Source organism: Rheinheimera oceanensis (genome assembly GCF_018831085.1).
In the GTDB taxonomy this organism is placed as follows: Bacteria; Pseudomonadota; Gammaproteobacteria; order Enterobacterales; family Alteromonadaceae; genus Alishewanella; species Alishewanella oceanensis.
The window spans coordinates 716,047-733,340 of sequence record NZ_JAGPNM010000002.1 but is presented as its reverse complement, the minus strand read 5'-3'; the positions used below and the strand labels follow the sequence as shown (position 1 = coordinate 733,340).

Here is a 17,294-nt window from a genome sequence, read left to right as displayed (position 1 = left end):
ACACTCTGTGGCGCCCATATCGGGATTCCAACCTCGCTTTATCAGTCAGGTGAGTGCTCACTCTTGAATCCGCTTGGATTTATCCCACACTTTACTTTCTTTGCCACGATACAGCCGGACAATATTCTCGCGGTGGCGCACAATAATCAGAATACTCAGCATTAACACCGGCACGGTATACAGCGGTTTTATAAACCAGGTAAATAATGGCGCCAACGTAACGGTTAAAATAGCCGCCAGTGATGAATAGCCACTTATTGCGACAATAATCAGCCAGCTTGCGATCAGCAAACCGGCTAAATCCAGCCCGATTGGCATCATGGCGCCAAAAGCAGTCGCCACCGCCTTACCACCCTGAAAACCAAAAAACAGCGGGAAAATATGGCCCAGACAGGCGCATATAGCAATCAGCCCCAGATATAACGGCTCTATTTGCAAAAAATATGAACCCCACACCGGAATGGTGCCTTTAAGAATATCAAACAGCAGTACCAGCACTGCCGGTAACTTGCCACCTAAACGCAGTACGTTGGTTGCACCGGGGTTGCCGGAGCCATGTAAGCGGGGATCAGGTAAGCGAAACAGCTTGCTGACCAGCACTGCCGACGAAACGGAGCCACAAAGATAGGCTGCCAGCATCATAATTCCAATCAGCGGGGTCATTAAGGCGGTTCCTCAGCACCAGTTTTTACGTTAAGATTGCAGCCTGATTTAAGGCCAGCAGAATATAGGGTTTTAGCGGTTTTGCCTATCCGACCAGCCTACCTGAAACGAGAAATAACGCAATGCGGATGTAACTGAATGGACATAGTTTTTATAAAACAGCTACAAGTAGATACCGTGATAGGCGTTTACGACTGGGAAAAAACCATTCAGCAACGCTTGTTGTTAGATTTAGAGCTGGTTACTGATATCAGCCATGCAGCAAAACAGGATGATATACGCCAGACACTGGATTACGCCGTTATTGCCCAGCGTGTTATAGCATTAATTACTGCCCAGCCACTGGAGCTGATTGAAACCGTGGCAGAGCGTGTGGCGCAGTTACTGCTAAACGAGTTTGCTACCACCCAGGTTAAAGTGTCGGTGCAAAAACCCGGCGCATTAGAGCAGGCAGAAACTGTCGGCGTTACCATAGTGCGGAGCAGCAGCTGATGGCGCGCATTTACATCAGTATCGGCAGTAATATTGAGCGTAGTTATCATATTCAGGCGGCAGTCAGCGCACTTAGGCAACACTTTGGCCCGCTTACGCTGTCATCAGTTTACGAAAGTGAAGCCGTTGGTTTTGCCGGCAGTGCTTTTTACAATATGGTGGTTGCGGCTGATACCAGCTTATCGATAGCCGATTGCGTTGCTTTATTTAAGCAAATCGAAAATAACTATGGCCGGGACAGAACGGCGGCAAAATTCAGCGGCCGTACTTTAGATCTGGACTTACTGACTTTTGATGATGTGGTGTGTCAGCAACCGGTAGAGCTGCCCCGGGCAGAAATTACAGAAAATGCCTTTGTATTGTGGCCACTGGCTGAAATTGCACCTGATGTAATACACCCGCTTACCGGGTTTAGTTACAGTGAATTGTGGCAGCAGTATTCAAAACAACAAAAATTATGGCCGGTGCCATTTAACTGGAGCAAGTAACTGTGAGTACAGTGGAAGTTATTATTCTGGCCATTATTCAGGGCCTGACCGAGTTTTTACCTATTTCCTCTTCTGCCCACCTTATCCTGCCATCAGCGATGTTTGGCTGGGAAGATCAGGGCCTGGTATTTGATGTCGCAGTACATGTGGGGACGTTATTGGCGGTAATGTTGTATTTTCGCCATGATATCGCTAATTTAACCGTGGGCTGGGTGCAGTCATTGGCTGGTAAACACAGTACTGACAGCAAACTGGCCTGGTGGGTTATTCTGGCAACTATTCCGGCTGGTTTAGCCGGTTTGCTGGCCGCAGATTTAATAGAAACTTTCCTGCGCTCGCCTTATGTTATTGCTATTACCACTATAGTGTTTGGCCTGGCGCTTTGGCTGGCCGACGCGACCGCCAGGCAAATGCAAACTATGGAGCAGTTGACCTGGAAGCAGGCATTGCTGATTGGTATTGCTCAGGCATTGGCATTGATCCCGGGAACCTCACGTTCAGGTGTTACTATGACAGCGGCATTAATGCTGGGGCTGGACAGAGTTAGCGCCGCGCGTTTTTCTTTTTTACTATCAATTCCCATTATTGTATTAAGCGGTGGTTATCAGGGTACCAAGCTGATATCTGAACCAACACATTACGATGTTACCGCTATTTTACTGGGCACAGGGCTGTCTTTTGTCAGCGCCTTTATCTGTATTCACCTGTTTTTAAAAGTGATAGAACGTATGGGCATGTTGCCGTTTGTGATCTACCGGCTGCTCTTGGGGGTAGTGTTACTGGCAGTGCTTAGCAGCGCCGCATAGCCGGGTGCTGCTGGCTTGCAAATAGGGTTTAAAGCGCAGCGGGTTTAAGCTGCGCTTTTGCTGTTTTAATCGCATTTAAACGTGCCCGCTGTAGCCCTTGTTTAATGGCCTCACCGCTTAAACCCTGTGTTATCAGTTGTTTAGCATTAACGCTGCGTGCAGCATCGGCCAATAGTATTAAGTAAGCCGCTTGCGGATATTCAGCCTGCTCAAAACCGGTGCGGCCGCGTAAATCGGCGGTACAGCACAGCAGAATCTCGTCAAGCCGCTCCGGTTTACGCCACAAATCTATCGCATTAAAAAACTTCAGTACGGTGCTGGCTTTCAACTCTTTGGCGCGGTGTACCAGTTGATGATATTCACACACCAGCAGCGCCAGCTCGCGGCAGCTATTCGGTACCCGCAAGCGCTCACACAGCTGCTGAATAAGTGGTAAGCCGCTATGCTCATGGCCGTGGTGCGCTGGCAGCAGTTCAGCCGGGGTAACACCTTTACCCAGGTCATGCACCAGGCTGGCAAAGCGTATTTCGATTTTTTCCGACAGCCTGGCGGCCTGCTCCAGTACCAGCAAAGTATGCACACCGGTATCAATTTCCGGGTGCCACTGTGGTGGCTGTGGAACACCCCATAAAGCGGCCAGTTCCGGCATCAGTATCTGTAGTGCGCCGGTGTGGTATAACAGCTGAAAATAGGCCTGTGGCGTTTGTTCGCTAAGTGCTTTGGCGGTTTCCTGCCATACCCGCTCGGGTGTCAGCGTAGCAAGCTCGCTACTTAACCGGCGCATTAACGTCTGGGTTTCGCTGGCAACGCTAAAGCCTAAATGAGCATAGCGGGCGTAAAAGCGGGCTACACGCAACACACGCAGCGGATCTTCGGCAAAAGCGTCTGATACATGGCGCAAGATTTTATGCTTAATGTCGTCGGCGCCGCCAAAAGGGTCTACCAGGCTGCCATCAGCTGCTTGCGCAATAGCATTGATAGTCAGATCGCGGCGCAGTAAGTCTTGTTCCAGGGTAACATCGGGGGCGGCATATACAGTAAAGCCGGTATAGCCTTTGCCACTTTTGCGTTCAGTGCGTGCCAGAGCATGTTCTTCTTTAGTTTGCGGGTGCAAAAAAACCGGAAAGTCTTTACCCACCTGCTGATAACCGGCATCCAGCATTTGCTGTGGTGTGGCACCTACCACCACCCAGTCACGCTCGTGATACGGGTAACCTAAAAGACTGTCGCGTACTGCACCACCTACCAGATATCGTTGCACCGGCTTTCCTGTTGGCAATTTTTTTGCCATTATACCTGTCGTCTTTCAAAATGCACGGTCGCACCCAATGATGGCGCCCTAACCAGCAGGAAGCAGTATGTATACCGGATTTTTCGGCTTAACCAGTGCCCCATTCTCCATTGCACCTAACCCGGACTTTATGTATTTAAGCCCACGCCATGCCGAAGCTTTGGCGCACTTGCGTTTTGGGCTGGGAGAGGCCGGGGGCTTTGTGTTGCTTACCGGTGAAGTGGGTACCGGCAAAACCACGGTATCGCGCTGTTTACTGCAGGAGCTGGACGAGCGTGCCGAAGTAGCCTTTATTTTAAACCCTACCTTATCTGAGCTGGAGTTGTTGGCGGCTATCTGTGATGAGTTGAAAATACGCTACAAAAAAACTGATGCCAGCTTAAAACTGCTGGGCGATAAAATAAAAAACCGCTTACTGAAAAACCATGAGGCGGGCAAACACACCCTGCTGATTATCGACGAAGCCCAGCATTTGCAACCGGCGGTGCTGGAGCAACTGCGGTTGTTAACTAATCTGGAAACCAATACCCGCAAGTTGCTGCAGGTGATTTTAATTGGCCAGCCCGAGCTGCAGCTGTTATTAAAACGCAACGATTTACGCCAGTTGGCGCAGCGCATTACTGCGCGCTATCACTTATTGCCACTTAACCTGGATGAAGTAAGCCATTACTTAAAATTCCGCCTGCAGGTTGCCGGTTGCAGCAGGCCGGTATTTAGTGACGGCGCAGTGAAACGTTTGTATCAGCTAAGCGGCGGTATACCTCGGTTAGTTAACCTGATGGCAGACAGAGCACTGCTGGGAGCTTACAGCCAGCAGCAGGCTATGGTAAACGATAAGCTGGTAAGCCGTGCTGCCAGTGAAATTTTGCCGTTGTCAGAAGAGGTAACCAAAGCGGCATTACCGCGCTGGTTCTGGCCTGTATTGGGTGTTTGCGCTATAGTGCTGGGCTTTAGCCTGGCACTGATTATTATGCCGTTGCTGCAGAGCCAATAAAGTAAAGTAGAGAAACTTATGTCGATTTTAATGGAAGCACTGAAACAGCAAAATCAGCACATGCCCGTTGTTGCTGATGGTAGTGCTTTCTGGCGTAAGCTGGCGTTAATCTTGGCTTTGTTGCTGGCCGGTTGTGTGGGGGCTGCTGCCGCTTACTGGTTTAAGCTACCGGTTAAGACTGAAACTGCCTTAGTTGAACAGATTAGCCCGGCGCAGCCGGTTAATATTTTTGCTGCACTAAATGAAGCTGGCAACACTGCAACAGCCAGTGCGGCGCAAAGTGCTATTGACAGCAAAATTACGCAGGCGATAAAACCGCCACCAGAGCCGGTAAAGGAAGAATTTACCCCATTGCCACCAATAACAACAATGACCGCAGGCACTGCAGCAGCAGAGCCACAACCTTTGCCTGAGCCGGAAGTATCAGGTGAGCTGCGCGATAAGTTTGCTTCGGCATTAAAAGCTACTGAGAACACCAGCACAAACAAAACCGGATTGCGCAGCCACAATGCACCAGCTACCGATATTCACAGTCTGGATACGCAGTTGCAGCAGCAAATTCCGCCGCTGAGGTTTGACGCTCACGTTTATGCTACCAGCGTTAGTCAGCGCTGGGTAAAGGTAAATGGTAAAACCTTGCAGGAGGGGCAGTGGGTTACTGCAGATATCAGGATTAGAGAAATTACCCCGCAGTATGTATTGTTAGAACTGGGTACGCAGCTATTTAGTATGGCGGCGTTAACTGAGTGGCCGGCAGGCTGATTCAGATATAGTTTTTTACATCCAGACCGAATTTCTTCAAATCAACGCAACTGTCTATCTGCTCTTCCTGCTGGCGCCACAAGTCGAGGATTTTAGGCGGAATGTGGTGTTGATGCACGCTGTGGTAAAACACTTTAACCTTGGGTAACAACGGTTTTTTGGCGTTATTTTCCAGTACCAGTGCCAGCTTGCCGCTGCTCAGTTTAACTACTGAGCCGGGTGGATAAATACCAATACATTTAATAAACAGTTGCAGCAGTTCAGCATCCAACTGGTGAGGTGTGCGCTCCAGCAACTGGCGGGATGCCGCCAGCGGGCCAAGTTTAGGTGCCTGTGATGCGGTCAGTTTTTCGTATGAGTTAACTATTGCCAGCATCCGGCTGCCTTTTTCTATCTGCCGTGCGGCAATTTTGGGCACGCCGCTGCCATCCAGGTGGGCACAATGCTGGCTGATCCATAACGACACTTCGCCAGCCAGTTTAGCTGTTTTTTGCAGAGCATTTAAACTGGCCGGAATTGCCAGATGATCTGCCATTTGCAGATAGTCCGGGCTGATGGCTTTACCAATATCATGTAATAAGGCTGCCGTTATCAGCGATTGCACTTTGTGCGAAGGTAAATTCAGGTAGCGCGCAAAAGCTGCCATATACACCGCGCAACTGATACTGTGCTGCAACAAGGTATCGCTTTGCTCTGCTATACGGTTAAGACACAGCAAGACATCCTGATTACGGCTGATAGATTCTGCCAGCCCGGCGCTGACTTCATGTACCAGCGTCAAATCAATATTGTTGTCGTTGCGCACTGCGTCCAGCATCTGGCGTTGTACGCGTTGGGTTTGTTGCAGGGTTTTTTCTGCTCTTGGCCATTCATCGGCAAAGAGCACCCGTGGTGATAATTCTTCTGCTGTAGCAATGGGTTCGTCAGGTATTGCAGGGGAGGGGTTGGTTATAGCTTTAGCCGGGTCGATAAGAACTATTTTAACGCCTTTTTTGCGCAGTATGTCTATCGCTTGTTTGGTACGAACCCAGCCTGCATGTTTGACGACAATATCACCAGACTGTTGTAATACCTGCACAACATAACTGCCTGGTTGTAAATCAGATATATTAACTTCCTGATATGCCATCTATTTTGTAGTCCAAAATCGCCCCTGAGCCCAGCCCGCTATTTTACCTTAAGTAACCTTAACTATAAATTAACAACGAGATGGTTTGTCATAATATCGCGATAGCGCAAGGTATAACATAGCATAAAGCCCGCAAATGCGGGCCTTATCGTTGTGATAAACTGTAACAGTTAGCCGATGTTGTCTGCCATTGTCATCAGTGATGCATTACCACCAGCGGCCGTAGTATTAATGGTAATGGTTTTTTCTGTCACCAGACGGTGCAGTAACTGCGGCCCTGCCGGTGCTGTGATCAGTGGCAGTATAGCGCCTTCACGCGCTGCCAGCAGCTCGGCACATAAAGGTTTGACTGCGCTGCTAACGTCGATCATCGCCCCAGCCAGATCCTGATGCGCCAGCAGAGTTGTCAGGCAGTCCAGCCGTATTACAGATACTAAGTGCTGTGGCATGCCGGCTTGTTGCAGCGCCTTAATGCAAGCTTCTGCTTCTGCCATATCGGCCTCTTCTACCGCTGTTACCACGGCGTTACCTGCTGCCAGCGCCGTAATAATTGCCAGTAACCAGTGGCTGAACGCTGCTGATTCGTCACGCACCAACGCCAACACACCGCGCGGGTCCAGTACCAGCATATTGCTTTCGCCGGTAGGGCCGGGCAGGGCAATAGGCTTTTGCAATTCGCGCTCTACCTGTGCCAGTTTTTGCTGAGCCAGCGTTAAAACCTGCTCTAAATCCGGCTCTTGCTTACTGACTACTGCATTGGCTGCCAGTGATGCCATAAACTGACGCAACACAGAGGTGCGTTGGTTTATTGACTGTAGTGACCACTGCTGCTGTGCACCGATGGCAGCTGGCATAGCATAGGCCACCGCGCTGCTGGTCGTTTCGCTTAGCAGGCGATGACGCTTGGCATCATCCAGTGCCTGGCAGCTGACATCCAGATTGTCTTTAATTAACCGTGTCAGATACAACGGGCCACCCGCTTTAGGACCAGTACCGGATAAACCACGGCCACCAAAGGGCTGCACGCCAACAACAGCACCAATCATATTGCGGTTTACATAAATATTGCCGGCTTTAATATCGCGGGCAACCCGGTTAGTAAATTGCTCAATACGGCTGTGTACGCCCATTGTCAGGCCATAGCCGGTAGCGTTGATTTGGTTAATAATGTTATCAACCTCATCGGCTTTAAAGCGGATAATGTGCACGACAGGGCCAAATACTTCGCGCTCCAGCACGGTTAAATCGCTGATCTCGTACAGGCGCGGTGCGAAGAAATAATGCCGATCACCTGCCGGAATAGCGCACTCGTAGTGTAATGTGGCTTTGTCGGCTAAATACTGCACATGGCTGGTTAACCGCTCATGCGCTTTGGCATCAATTACCGGGCCGAGGTCGGTACTAAGCCACTGTGGGTCACCCACATGCAGCTCTGCCATTGCGCCTTTTAGCATGGTAATAATTTTATCTGCCACATCTTCCTGTAAAAACAGTACCCTTAGCGCAGAACAGCGCTGGCCGGCACTTTGGAAACCCGACGAGATCACATCATCTACTACCTGCTCTGGCAGGGCGGTCGAGTCAACAATCATACAGTTCTGGCCGCCGGTTTCGGCAATCAGCGGTACCGGCTCGCCGCCACGTTCTGCCAGCTTACGTGCTATCCAGCAGCCGGTTTCAGTAGAGCCGGTAAACATTACCCCCTGAATACGGCTGTCAGGCACTATGTGCTGGCCAACCTGGCTGCCAGGGGCAATAACCAGTTGTACTACATGCTCTGGCATGCCGCACTGGCGCATAATGTCGACAGTGCGTATGGCGATTAAACTGGTTTGCTCGGCTGGTTTAGCCACAACAGTATTACCAACCACAATGGCTGCGGCTACCTGGCCTAAGAAAATGGCCAGCGGGAAATTCCATGGGCTGATACATAAAAATACGCCACGGGCTTGCCCGGGCTGAGCAAACAGCTCTTCAGCGCGGGCGGCATAGTAACGGCAAAAGTCGATTGCTTCGCGCACTTCTGCCACGCTGTCGCCCAGGGTTTTGCCTGCTTCTTTTACGCAAAGTGCCAAAAGTTCGTTACGGTGAGTTTCCAGCGCATCAGCAATGCGGCGCAGCAGGGCAGCACGCTCTGTAATATCGGTTGTTGACCAGCTGCTAAAAGCGGCCTCAGCGTTGGCCAGAATGTGCTGCATCTTGTCTTTGTCGGCATATTGCAAATAGCCAATGGTTTCATCGAGCTGGGCCGGGTTAGTTACCGGCACGGCATTGGGTTGCACCGGGATCTGCTTAACTGATTCAAACCACTGAGCCATGGCTGTTTTTACTGCTTCCAGCTGATCAATATCTGTTAAATCAAGGCCGTTGGAGTTTTTGCGTTCGCTACCATATAAGTTGGCCGGCAGCGGTATTTGCCGGTTTCGCTTTTGCTTCCAGCTGCGCACAGTTTCTACTGCGTCGTTTAGCAGCGATTCTACCGGTATGGTTTCATCAATAATGTTGTTAACAAAGGAGCTGTTGGCGCCGTTTTCCAGCAAACGGCGTACCAAATAAGCCAGTAAGTCGGAGTGCTCACCCACCGGTGCATAAATACGGCAAGGGATCTTGTCTTTAATCACTATTTCGTCGTACAGCGCATCGCCCATGCCGTGCAGGCGCTGGAATTCAAAACCGCTGTAGTCGTTGGTCATCTCCATAATAGTGGCTACGGTGTAGGCATTATGGGTAGCAAACTGCGGATAAATGCTGTCGCGGTAGCTGAGCATTTTTTTCGCACAGGCCTGATAGGACACATCAGTAGAGGGTTTGCGGCTAAATACCGGGAAGTCGCTAAAGCCTTCAAGCTGGCTGAGTTTAATTTCGGTATCCCAGTAAGCGCCTTTTACCAGCCGTACCATCATTTTACGGCCAACTCTTACTGTTAAATCGCGCAGCCATTCAATTACATGAATGCCGCGCTTCTGGTACGCCTGCACTGCCAGGCCGAAGCCTTCCCAGCCATCCAGCGCCGGATCACTGAATACCGCTTCAATAATATCCAGAGAAATATCCAGCCGGTCGGCTTCTTCAGCATCAATAGTAAAGCCAATATCATAAGCTTTGGCAGCCAGTGCCAGCTGTTTTACCCGTGGAATTAACTCTTCAATGACACGGTCACGGTGGCTGAATTCATAGCGCGGGTGAATGGCCGATAACTTTACCGAAATACCGGGGCTGTTAAACGGGCCACGGCCTTTGGCAGCTTTACCTATGGTATCAATAGCCCGCATATAACTGTCGAAGTAGCGGTTAGCATCAGCCATAGTGCGGGCACCTTCGCCCAGCATATCGTAAGAATAACGAAAGCCTTTCGCTTCCATTTCTGCAGCACGTTCCAGCGCGGCGCCGATAGTGGTGCCCATAACAAACTGCGCGCCCATTATCTGCATGGCGTAACGCACAGCCTGACGGATCACCGGCTCGCCCAGGCGGCCACAGGTGCGTTTTAACAGGCCAAATTGTTGCTTTTTCTGCTCGTCTGAGTAGTTCACCAGTTTGCCGGTAAGCAGCAAGCCCCAGGCTGAAGCATTAACAAATAATGAGCTGCTGTTGCCCAAATGCGAGCTCCAGTCACCTTGCGAGAGTTTGTCGCGGATTAAACGGTCTGCGGTGGTTTTATCCGGCACACGCAGCAGCGCTTCGGCCAGACACATCAACACCAGGCCTTCTTCAGTAGACAACGAAAATTCGTTCAGCAGCGCATCAACGCCGCCTTTACCTACCTGAGCCTGACGGATAGTCAGCACTAACTGGCGTGCACGTTCCCATGCCCGGCTGCGGGCATTCACGCCAATGTCGGCCAATGGCAGCAGATAATCTAATACCTTATCTTCATCAGCACGATAGAAATCACGAATAGTTTGACGCAGTGGTTGGGTGGCAACCAGGGAACCGTTGTACAACATGGCAGTTAGCTTCCTGACAAGATTTGAGAATGCGGCATTCTAGTGAAAAGTCTGCCGTATAGGGTGGTTATTTTTCTGCTTTAACCCTATATAATTCTGCCATTACTAACCAAAACCAGAAAAATTGCTGCCATGAGTACACCTGTAAAAAGTAAAGGGCTGGACCGGATAGATATCAGTATTCTGGACACGCTGCAGCGTGACGGCCGCATTGCTAACGTTGATTTGGCAAAAAAAGTGAATTTAAGTGCCAGCCCCTGTATTGACCGGGTAAAGCGGCTGGAAAAAGAAGGTTATATCGACGGCTTTGGTGCGCGGTTAAATGCTGCCAAGCTGGGTTTTGGTACTGCGGCTTTTATTCAGGTTACGCTGGACAGAACCACCAGTGAGGTATTTGATAAATTCCGTGATGCTGTGGTGCAAATTCCCCAGGTAGCTGAATGCCATATGGTGGCGGGTGGCTTTGATTATTTACTTAAACTGCGGCTGCCTAATATGGACGCATATCGCAGTATTCTGGCACTGATTGTGGATTTGCCGGGCGTAGCGCAAACACACACTTATGTGGTGATAGAAAAAGTAAAAAGTGATAGTGGTTTACCACTGAAAACAACAGACAGCCCGCCGCTGGCGGGCTGAAGTGATAATATTACCAGCGCTCGCTGTTGCGGCGTTTAGGTACTAACAGTGGCAGCAGCAAGCCGAAAATTAACCCCGCCAGCAGGATTAATGAGCCCAAAACCATCGGTTTTTCCCAGATAGCGCTTTGGGTATTTTCCAGTTGCACTTTGAGTTGCTCGTAAGCGCGGTTGGCCTGCTCTAACTGCTCAACAGCTTTTTGTCGCTCGGTTACCGCTTCACTGAGCTGGCTGTTTAACTGATCACGCTGTTGCTCCAGTGCATTTAACGTTTCGTTGTATTGGGCATATTCAGCTTTAAGCTTTTCTAACTGGGCAAGCAAGCCTGGCGTATAGGTAACATGTTCTTTGGGTAACCAGCCGGTTTTGCCGTCTACCTGAATTTCGGCATAGCCGGTGGCACTGTCTTCCCGCAGAAAAGTAACACTCTGGCCAGCATTAACGGTGCCGATAATACGATACTGGTTGTTAGGGCCGGAATGCAGAAATACAAATAAGGCATCACTGATAAAAGCAGGTTTAGAGCCGTCTTGCGCCATAGCCTGAGATGAAAGCGCCAACAACCAGGCTGAAAATAATACCAGCAGGGTGCTTTTAATTAATCTGAACATAGGTATCCTGAGCTTATTTAAATGAAACCGCTTTGCAGCCAATATCTTGGATGATAGGGAGTTGTGCTGCAATTGACAAGGGGTAAACGCAGCTGCACGGCGTCTTGCCGTCGGTGCGACGCACAGAGTAACCAATGAGTACTGAACTTGAGCTGAAGTATCTGCTGCCATCCTCCGGGCTGGACAGTTTGATGCAGTTAATTCCACAACTGGGAGAACTGCAGCATAGCGAGCATAACACCTTATTAAATGCCTATTTTGATACTGCCGACAGTTGGTTTCGCCAGCACGATATGGGGCTGCGTAGCCGGTTAAAGCAGGGGCGTTATGAACAAACTATTAAGCTGGCCGGCAGCCAGCACGGTGCCATGCAAATGCGGCCGGAATATAATGTGCCCTGTGATGGCGTTGTGCCAAAGCTGGCGGCTTTTCCGGCCGAGATCTGGCCGGCCCGGGCTGATGTAGCGCAACTACAGCAACACCTGACAGAGTTATTCCGTACTGATTTTGTCCGCCGCAGCTGGTTGCTGCGCTGTACCGATGGCAGTGAAGTTGAACTGGCATATGATCAGGGCGAAATCCGCTCTGGCAGCTACCGCCAACCGATAGCAGAGTTGGAGCTGGAGCTGATTAGCGGTAACGCCTTACAGTTATTTGCACTGGCCAGAACCTTATTACAACAGCTACCACTGCGTACCGGCTGGCAGAGTAAAGCCGCGCGGGGATATAGCCTGCGTGCGCAGCAAACTGTGGCTTTACCACAACACACCGGCAACACCATGCTGGCACAAATCCGCGCACTGCAACAGGCAGAAGCTTGTTATGGGCAAACACAAAATAGTGCAGCGCTTAAAGTTGCCAGCCAGGCTTTAGCTGCTCTGGCGTTATCGTTATCTGAGCAGACACGGCTGCAGCACTTATCTGCAGAGGCTACTGCGTTGGCTGATGCTGTGCTGCTAAATGCCGGAGTGTTTGGCTGGTGCCGGTATAATGAGCTGTTGCTGGCGGTGTCTGAATATCTGTATCAAAACGCGTAAAGCGGGGTAGCATATGGCGTCTGAAACGGTGTTGCAAAGTTATCTGAACCAGATGTTAAGCCGGTTTGAGCTTGACGGTCTTAATGCAGAAGCACAGGCAGTGCTGCGCCGGCTGTTAAGTGGCAGCAGCTTTATTGGCCGGACCTTACAGCAACAACCGGCATTACTGGCCGAGCTCACTAACAGTACTATGCTGTTGCAAAAATTACAGCAGCCGGTTGTGCCACTGCCTGAAGAGCAGGTATTGGACGATACTGCCGCTTTTGCCGCACTGCGCCGTTGCCGCAACGCACAACTGTGCCGTATTCTTGCAGCTGATATGCTTAAATTACAAACCGTTAGCCACAGCCTGCAGTTAGTATCGCAACTGGCTGATACCTTAATCAATACTGCTTACCACTGGGCGTATCAGCAACTGAGCGAACAGTGGGGCAAGCCACTGGACCAGAACGGCAATGCTATGCCGTTACTGGTGCTGGGCATGGGCAAGCTGGGCGGCGGCGAGTTGAATTTTTCGTCTGACATCGATCTTATTTTTACCTATCCGGCCAATGGCGAAACCACCGGTGGCAGGCGTAGTTGTGAAAACCAGCAATTTTTTACCCGGTTGGGACAAAAACTGATCGCCGCTTTGCATCAGGTAACAGCTGATGGTTTTGTTTACCGGGTAGACATGCGGCTGCGACCTTTTGGCGACAGCGGCCCTTTGGCGCTGAGCTTTGCCGCCATGGAAGATTACTATCAGGAGCAGGGGCGCGAATGGGAGCGCTATGCCATGCTAAAAGCCCGCATCCTTAACCCTGATGGTTATCACAGCACTGAATTGCAACGGTTGCTCAAGCCGTTTATTTACCGCCGTTATATCGATTTTTCTGCTATTGAATCGCTGCGGCGGATGAAACAGCAAATTGAGCAGGAAAACCGTCGTCTGAACCGGCATAACAATATTAAGCTGGGTGTAGGAGGCATTCGCGAAGTTGAATTTATTGTACAAACCCTGCAGTTAATCCGCGGTGGCCGGATACCCGCGATGCAACAACCTGCTTTGCTGAAAGCCCTGCCAGTGCTGGCAGAAGAAGAGGTATTAACCTGGCAACAGGTAACAGAGCTGCAAGACGACTATCTGCTGCTGCGTACTGTAGAACAAGCACTGCAGGGCATTGATGATCAGCAAACCCAAACCTTACCGCAAGACGAGTTGGCGCAAAGCCAGCTGCTGGTTTCTTTAGGGCTGGATAACTGGGCTCAGCTGCAGCAACAGATCGACACGGCTATGGCAAGAGTGCACCAGCAGTTTAAGCTGGTTATTGATAACAGCGAAGAGTTGGAGCCGCAGGAAATTACCCTGGGCCGGCTGGTTTGGGACAGCGAACAACCGGCAGAAGAGCTGGCCACTCAACTGGAATGGTTAGCGCTACCCGATGCTACTGAACTGATTAATCAACTGCAGCAGTTTAAGCAGGACTGCCAGAAACGCAGTGTCGGCCCGCGCGGCCGCGATTATCTGGCCAAGCTTATTCCGCTGTTACTGCATATGCTGCAACAGCAACAATCGTCGCCAACAGTGCTAAGCCGGGTACTAGGTGTATTTCGCCAGATTGTTACCCGCACGGCTTATCTTGAGCTGCTGTTTGAAAACCCGGCTGCCCTGCAGCAACTTGTTCTGCTATGTACCCAAAGCGGCTGGCTGGCAGAGCATTTATCGCGTTACCCCATGCTACTGGATGAACTGATCGATCCGGCACAACTTTACCAGATTGCTACTCAGGCTGATTATCAGGACCGTTTGCGCCAGCACATGCTGCGGGTGGCGTCTGATGATTTGGAACTGTTAATGGAAACATTACGCCAGTACAAGCAGGCGCAACAGTTACGTATTGCCGCCGCTGATATCAGTGGCGTGCTGCCACTGATGAAAGTCAGCGATCATCTGACCTGGCTGGCAGAAGTACTACTGGCGCAGGTAGTCGAGCTGGCCTGGCAGCAGATGACACAGCGCTATGGTACGCCGGCAGGTTTGGTTGACGGCGATAAAGGGTTTGCTGTCATTGCATATGGCAAGCTGGGGGGGCTGGAGCTGGGTTATGGCTCTGATCTGGATCTGGTTTTTGTGCATCAGTGCGATACACAGCAAGCTACTTCGGGTGAGCGTGCCATTGATTCACGGCAGTTTTACTTAAAACTGGTGCAACGGGTGCTGCATTTGTGTACTACCCGCACTAACAGTGGTGTGTTGTATGAAATAGATACCCGGCTGCGGCCGTCAGGGAACTCGGGGTTACTGGCAATCCATATTCAGACTTACGCTGAGTATATGCAGCAGGAAGCCTGGACCTGGGAGCATCAGGCACTGGTGCGGGCGCGTGCCATTTATGGCAGCACCGCAATACGGCAGAAGTTTGAACATATCCGCCAGCAGATACTAAGCCAACCACGTGATTTGGCAACATTACGCGAAGAAGTGCTGCAAATGCGCGAAAAATTGCGTCAGCACCATGGTGCAGCCACAGCAGATCCGAAACACAGCATGGGAGGGATCGTTGATCTGGAGTTTATCAGTCAGTATCTGGTGCTGGGTTATGCTGCTGAACATGCGCAATTATATCGTTACAGTGACAATATCCGTATTCTGGATGCCGCCGCAGAATGTGGTTTACTACCGCCACAACAAGTGCAGGCGTTGCAACAGGCTTATCAGTTATTGCGTGGAGTGGGCCACCGCCAGACGCTGGCCCCGGCAACGCTGCCAGCACAAGACAGCCTGGCGCAGGCAAAACAGACGGTAGAACAATGCTGGCGACAGCTGTTTAATCAGTTTTAGGTTTGGTATTAGCCGGGATGCAATGTTCGCTCAGATGCTCGTTGGCTTTGTCTGTGATCACTGCGGCCCGTTCACGCGGGCAGTAAAAGCTGATGACCGGTGAATGAAAATCCGGTGCTATAGCCTGTGCCACCTGATACACCGTGTCAATAAGGCTGCTGTCGACCTGAAAATACTGTTTAACTACATAATCGCGTGGCAAGGTCCAAAACAGCTCTATGTTTTCTGCTCTGGCATACTCAGACAATTTGGTTTTAACGGTATCACCTTCACGAAACCGGCGGTCAATGACCTGTCCACGCCAGTTCGGTGCGCCCGGTACTACAACTTTAGCCCGTTGCTGTAATTGCAGCGTCAGCTTATCACTGGTGTCGGGCAGGTCTAACTTGAATTTGGATAACTCTCTGGCGCCATCGGCAATAGAGCCGCGGATTTTGCTGTAAAACTGGCTGAAACCGTCAGCGGCCTGATTGACGGAATCTTTACGGATCAGAAAATCTGGCTTGGTCATTAGCAAATAGCCGAAACCACCCAACACCAGCAGCAACACTATGCTACGAAACCAGAACCACATAATTCAGCTTCCTTTGTACAATGACGGTGCATCGGGATCCGGCCGGGTTTTAAAGCGCCGGTGTAACCACATATATTGCTCAGGTGCGCGCAGTACAACCTGCTCTACCCATTGATTTACCCGGGTAACATCCGCTTTATCGTCGCCGGTAGGAAACGGCTCCAGCGCAGGCTGTACTTCTATTTCATAACCCTGACTACCTGGCAGGCGTTGGGTAATAACCGGTATTACAGCACAATTGGCCGCATTGGCAAATAGCAAAGTACCGGTGGTTGAGGCGGTATCCTTTACTGCAAAAAACGGCACAAATTCGGCCTTGGTACGGCCATAATCCTGATCCGGCAGATAAAAACACACTTCGCCTTGGTTCAGCGCCCGGATCAGGCCTTTTACATCGCGTTTGCCGATCATGTATTTATTGCTTTTGCTGCGGCCATGGTAAGTCAGGTAATCCAGTAACGGATTATTGTGGGGCCGGTAAAAACCAATACTGGGATGCGTCAGACCAAAAGCGCGGCACACGCCTTCCAGATGCAATACGTGGGGGGCGAGTAACAGTACACCTTTACCTTCAGCCCGGGCGGCGGCAATGTGTTCGTAACCTTTAAAGTGGGCAATGCGGCGTATCCGCCACTGCGGCCACCACCAGCCGATCACCGTATCAAACAGTGCTCTGCCGGTTTCAGCAAAGTTTCGTTTTACCAGCGCTACCTGCTCATTTTCCGGCATCTGGGGGAAACACAACTCGATATTACGCAATGCCACCTTGCGACGGGATTTCAGCACTTTATACAGCAAGCTGCCAAAGCCTGAACCTAATATCATTAACACCCGGTAAGGCAACCAGCTAAGCAGCCATAACAAACCGGCACCGAACCAAATCAGCCAGTATTGCGGTAATAAAAAACGCCAGTTGAATTGCGGAGCCTGAACCACGCCATATCCTCAACAAAAAAATAATGCGCTATTGTAACGAAAATTGACGGCGGGAATAGTGAAAACTGGTAAGAGGTTCACCGCAGGCGCGGTGAACCTGACTTA

15 protein-coding genes are annotated in these 17,294 nt (G+C 50.6%); 8 read left to right on the top strand and 7 right to left on the bottom strand.

Features of this window, described 5'->3' with window-relative positions; translation table 11 throughout:
• Window positions 1-57: 57 nt before the first annotated feature.
• A complete protein-coding gene (gene plsY / locus J3B89_RS07930; protein WP_215396988.1) occupies window positions 58-663 on the bottom strand; it encodes a glycerol-3-phosphate 1-O-acyltransferase PlsY in 606 nt (201 codons plus the stop codon).
• Between the two features lie 138 nt (window positions 664-801).
• On the opposite strand from plsY, the gene folB reads away from it, so the two are divergent.
• From folB to J3B89_RS07915, 3 genes are read left to right on the top strand one after another with little or no spacing between them, the layout of a single operon-like run.
• On the top strand, window positions 802-1,155 hold the full coding sequence (folB, locus tag J3B89_RS07925) for a dihydroneopterin aldolase (RefSeq protein ID WP_215396987.1): 354 nt from the start codon (window positions 802-804) through the stop codon (window positions 1,153-1,155).
• Entirely contained in the window at window positions 1,155-1,643 is a 489-nt protein-coding gene (gene folK / locus J3B89_RS07920) for a 2-amino-4-hydroxy-6-hydroxymethyldihydropteridine diphosphokinase (RefSeq protein ID WP_215396986.1), read from the top strand. The genes folB and folK overlap by 1 nt, the downstream gene beginning before the upstream one ends.
• A 2-nt stretch (window positions 1,644-1,645) precedes the next feature.
• Window positions 1,646-2,449 carry an undecaprenyl-diphosphate phosphatase gene (locus J3B89_RS07915; protein WP_215396985.1) on the top strand — a complete coding sequence of 268 codons (804 nt, stop codon included), beginning with the start codon at window positions 1,646-1,648 and terminating at the stop codon, window positions 2,447-2,449.
• A 28-nt stretch (window positions 2,450-2,477) separates the two neighbouring features.
• On the opposite strand, the gene J3B89_RS07910 is transcribed toward J3B89_RS07915, so the two are convergent.
• A complete protein-coding gene (locus J3B89_RS07910; RefSeq protein WP_215396984.1) occupies window positions 2,478-3,710 on the bottom strand; it encodes a multifunctional CCA addition/repair protein in 1,233 nt (410 codons plus the stop codon).
• 97 nt (window positions 3,711-3,807) lie between these two features.
• Here J3B89_RS07910 and J3B89_RS07905 point away from each other — a divergent pair, with 97 nt between their 5' ends.
• Both J3B89_RS07905 and J3B89_RS07900 read left to right on the top strand, forming a co-directional pair.
• On the top strand, window positions 3,808-4,734 hold the full coding sequence (locus J3B89_RS07905) for an ExeA family protein (RefSeq protein ID WP_215396983.1): 927 nt from the start codon (window positions 3,808-3,810) through the stop codon (window positions 4,732-4,734).
• A gap of 18 nt (window positions 4,735-4,752) precedes the next feature.
• A complete protein-coding gene (locus J3B89_RS07900) occupies window positions 4,753-5,496 on the top strand; it encodes a general secretion pathway protein GspB (protein ID WP_215396981.1) in 744 nt (247 codons plus the stop codon).
• A gap of 1 nt (window position 5,497) precedes the next feature.
• Here J3B89_RS07900 and J3B89_RS07895 read toward each other — a convergent pair whose 3' ends face one another.
• Together J3B89_RS07895 and putA are read right to left on the bottom strand one after the other, a co-directional pair.
• A complete protein-coding gene (locus J3B89_RS07895) occupies window positions 5,498-6,625 on the bottom strand; it encodes an HD-GYP domain-containing protein (protein WP_215396980.1) in 1,128 nt (375 codons plus the stop codon).
• A 170-nt stretch (window positions 6,626-6,795) separates the two neighbouring features.
• A complete protein-coding gene (gene putA, locus J3B89_RS07890) occupies window positions 6,796-10,572 on the bottom strand; it encodes a bifunctional proline dehydrogenase/L-glutamate gamma-semialdehyde dehydrogenase PutA (RefSeq protein WP_215396978.1) in 3,777 nt (1,258 codons plus the stop codon).
• 132 nt (window positions 10,573-10,704) lie between these two features.
• On the opposite strand from putA, the gene J3B89_RS07885 reads away from it, so the two are divergent.
• Window positions 10,705-11,211, top strand: a complete 507-nt coding sequence (locus J3B89_RS07885) for an Lrp/AsnC ligand binding domain-containing protein (protein WP_215396977.1) — start codon at window positions 10,705-10,707, stop codon at window positions 11,209-11,211.
• Window positions 11,212-11,221: 10 nt separating this feature from the next.
• On the opposite strand, the gene J3B89_RS07880 is transcribed toward J3B89_RS07885, so the two are convergent.
• The gene (locus J3B89_RS07880; RefSeq protein WP_215396975.1) at window positions 11,222-11,821 is read right to left on the bottom strand and encodes a TIGR04211 family SH3 domain-containing protein; all 600 of its coding nucleotides are present in this window, start codon (window positions 11,819-11,821) and stop codon (window positions 11,222-11,224) included.
• Window positions 11,822-11,955: 134 nt separating this feature from the next.
• On the opposite strand from J3B89_RS07880, the gene J3B89_RS07875 reads away from it, so the two are divergent.
• Both J3B89_RS07875 and glnE read left to right on the top strand, forming a co-directional pair.
• Complete coding sequence (locus J3B89_RS07875) at window positions 11,956-12,858, top strand: CYTH domain-containing protein (protein WP_215396974.1); 903 nt, start codon at window positions 11,956-11,958, stop codon at window positions 12,856-12,858.
• 13 nt (window positions 12,859-12,871) lie between these two features.
• Window positions 12,872-15,679 (top strand): bifunctional [glutamate--ammonia ligase]-adenylyl-L-tyrosine phosphorylase/[glutamate--ammonia-ligase] adenylyltransferase, encoded by a 2,808-nt coding sequence (glnE, locus tag J3B89_RS07870; protein ID WP_215396973.1) that lies wholly within the window; start codon window positions 12,872-12,874, stop codon window positions 15,677-15,679.
• Here glnE and J3B89_RS07865 read toward each other — a convergent pair.
• Both J3B89_RS07865 and lpxL read right to left on the bottom strand, forming a co-directional pair.
• Window positions 15,666-16,253 (bottom strand): TcpQ domain-containing protein, encoded by a 588-nt coding sequence (locus tag J3B89_RS07865; RefSeq protein ID WP_215396972.1) that lies wholly within the window; start codon window positions 16,251-16,253, stop codon window positions 15,666-15,668. The genes glnE and J3B89_RS07865 overlap by 14 nt on opposite strands.
• 3 nt (window positions 16,254-16,256) lie before the next feature.
• Window positions 16,257-17,189: an LpxL/LpxP family Kdo(2)-lipid IV(A) lauroyl/palmitoleoyl acyltransferase gene (lpxL, locus tag J3B89_RS07860; protein ID WP_215396971.1), complete on the bottom strand. Its 933-nt coding sequence runs from the start codon at window positions 17,187-17,189 to the stop codon at window positions 16,257-16,259.
• Window positions 17,190-17,294 lie beyond the last annotated feature (105 nt).

Bases quoted from the DNA above. Each gene is read 5' to 3' on its own strand.
- plsY (WP_215396988.1), bottom strand. From the start codon at position 663: ATGACCCCGCTGATTGGAATTATGATGCTGGCAGCCTATCTTTGTGGC.
- folB (WP_215396987.1), top strand. From the start codon at position 802: ATGGACATAGTTTTTATAAAACAGCTACAAGTAGATACCGTGATAGGC.
- folK (WP_215396986.1), top strand. From the start codon at position 1,155: ATGGCGCGCATTTACATCAGTATCGGCAGTAATATTGAGCGTAGTTAT.
- J3B89_RS07905 (WP_215396983.1), top strand. From the start codon at position 3,808: ATGTATACCGGATTTTTCGGCTTAACCAGTGCCCCATTCTCCATTGCA.
- J3B89_RS07900 (WP_215396981.1), top strand. From the start codon at position 4,753: ATGTCGATTTTAATGGAAGCACTGAAACAGCAAAATCAGCACATGCCC.
- J3B89_RS07895 (WP_215396980.1), bottom strand. From the start codon at position 6,625: ATGGCATATCAGGAAGTTAATATATCTGATTTACAACCAGGCAGTTAT.
- putA (WP_215396978.1), bottom strand. From the start codon at position 10,572: ATGTTGTACAACGGTTCCCTGGTTGCCACCCAACCACTGCGTCAAACT.
- J3B89_RS07885 (WP_215396977.1), top strand. From the start codon at position 10,705: ATGAGTACACCTGTAAAAAGTAAAGGGCTGGACCGGATAGATATCAGT.
- J3B89_RS07880 (WP_215396975.1), bottom strand. From the start codon at position 11,821: ATGTTCAGATTAATTAAAAGCACCCTGCTGGTATTATTTTCAGCCTGG.
- J3B89_RS07875 (WP_215396974.1), top strand. From the start codon at position 11,956: ATGAGTACTGAACTTGAGCTGAAGTATCTGCTGCCATCCTCCGGGCTG.
- glnE (WP_215396973.1), top strand. From the start codon at position 12,872: ATGGCGTCTGAAACGGTGTTGCAAAGTTATCTGAACCAGATGTTAAGC.
- J3B89_RS07865 (WP_215396972.1), bottom strand. From the start codon at position 16,253: ATGTGGTTCTGGTTTCGTAGCATAGTGTTGCTGCTGGTGTTGGGTGGT.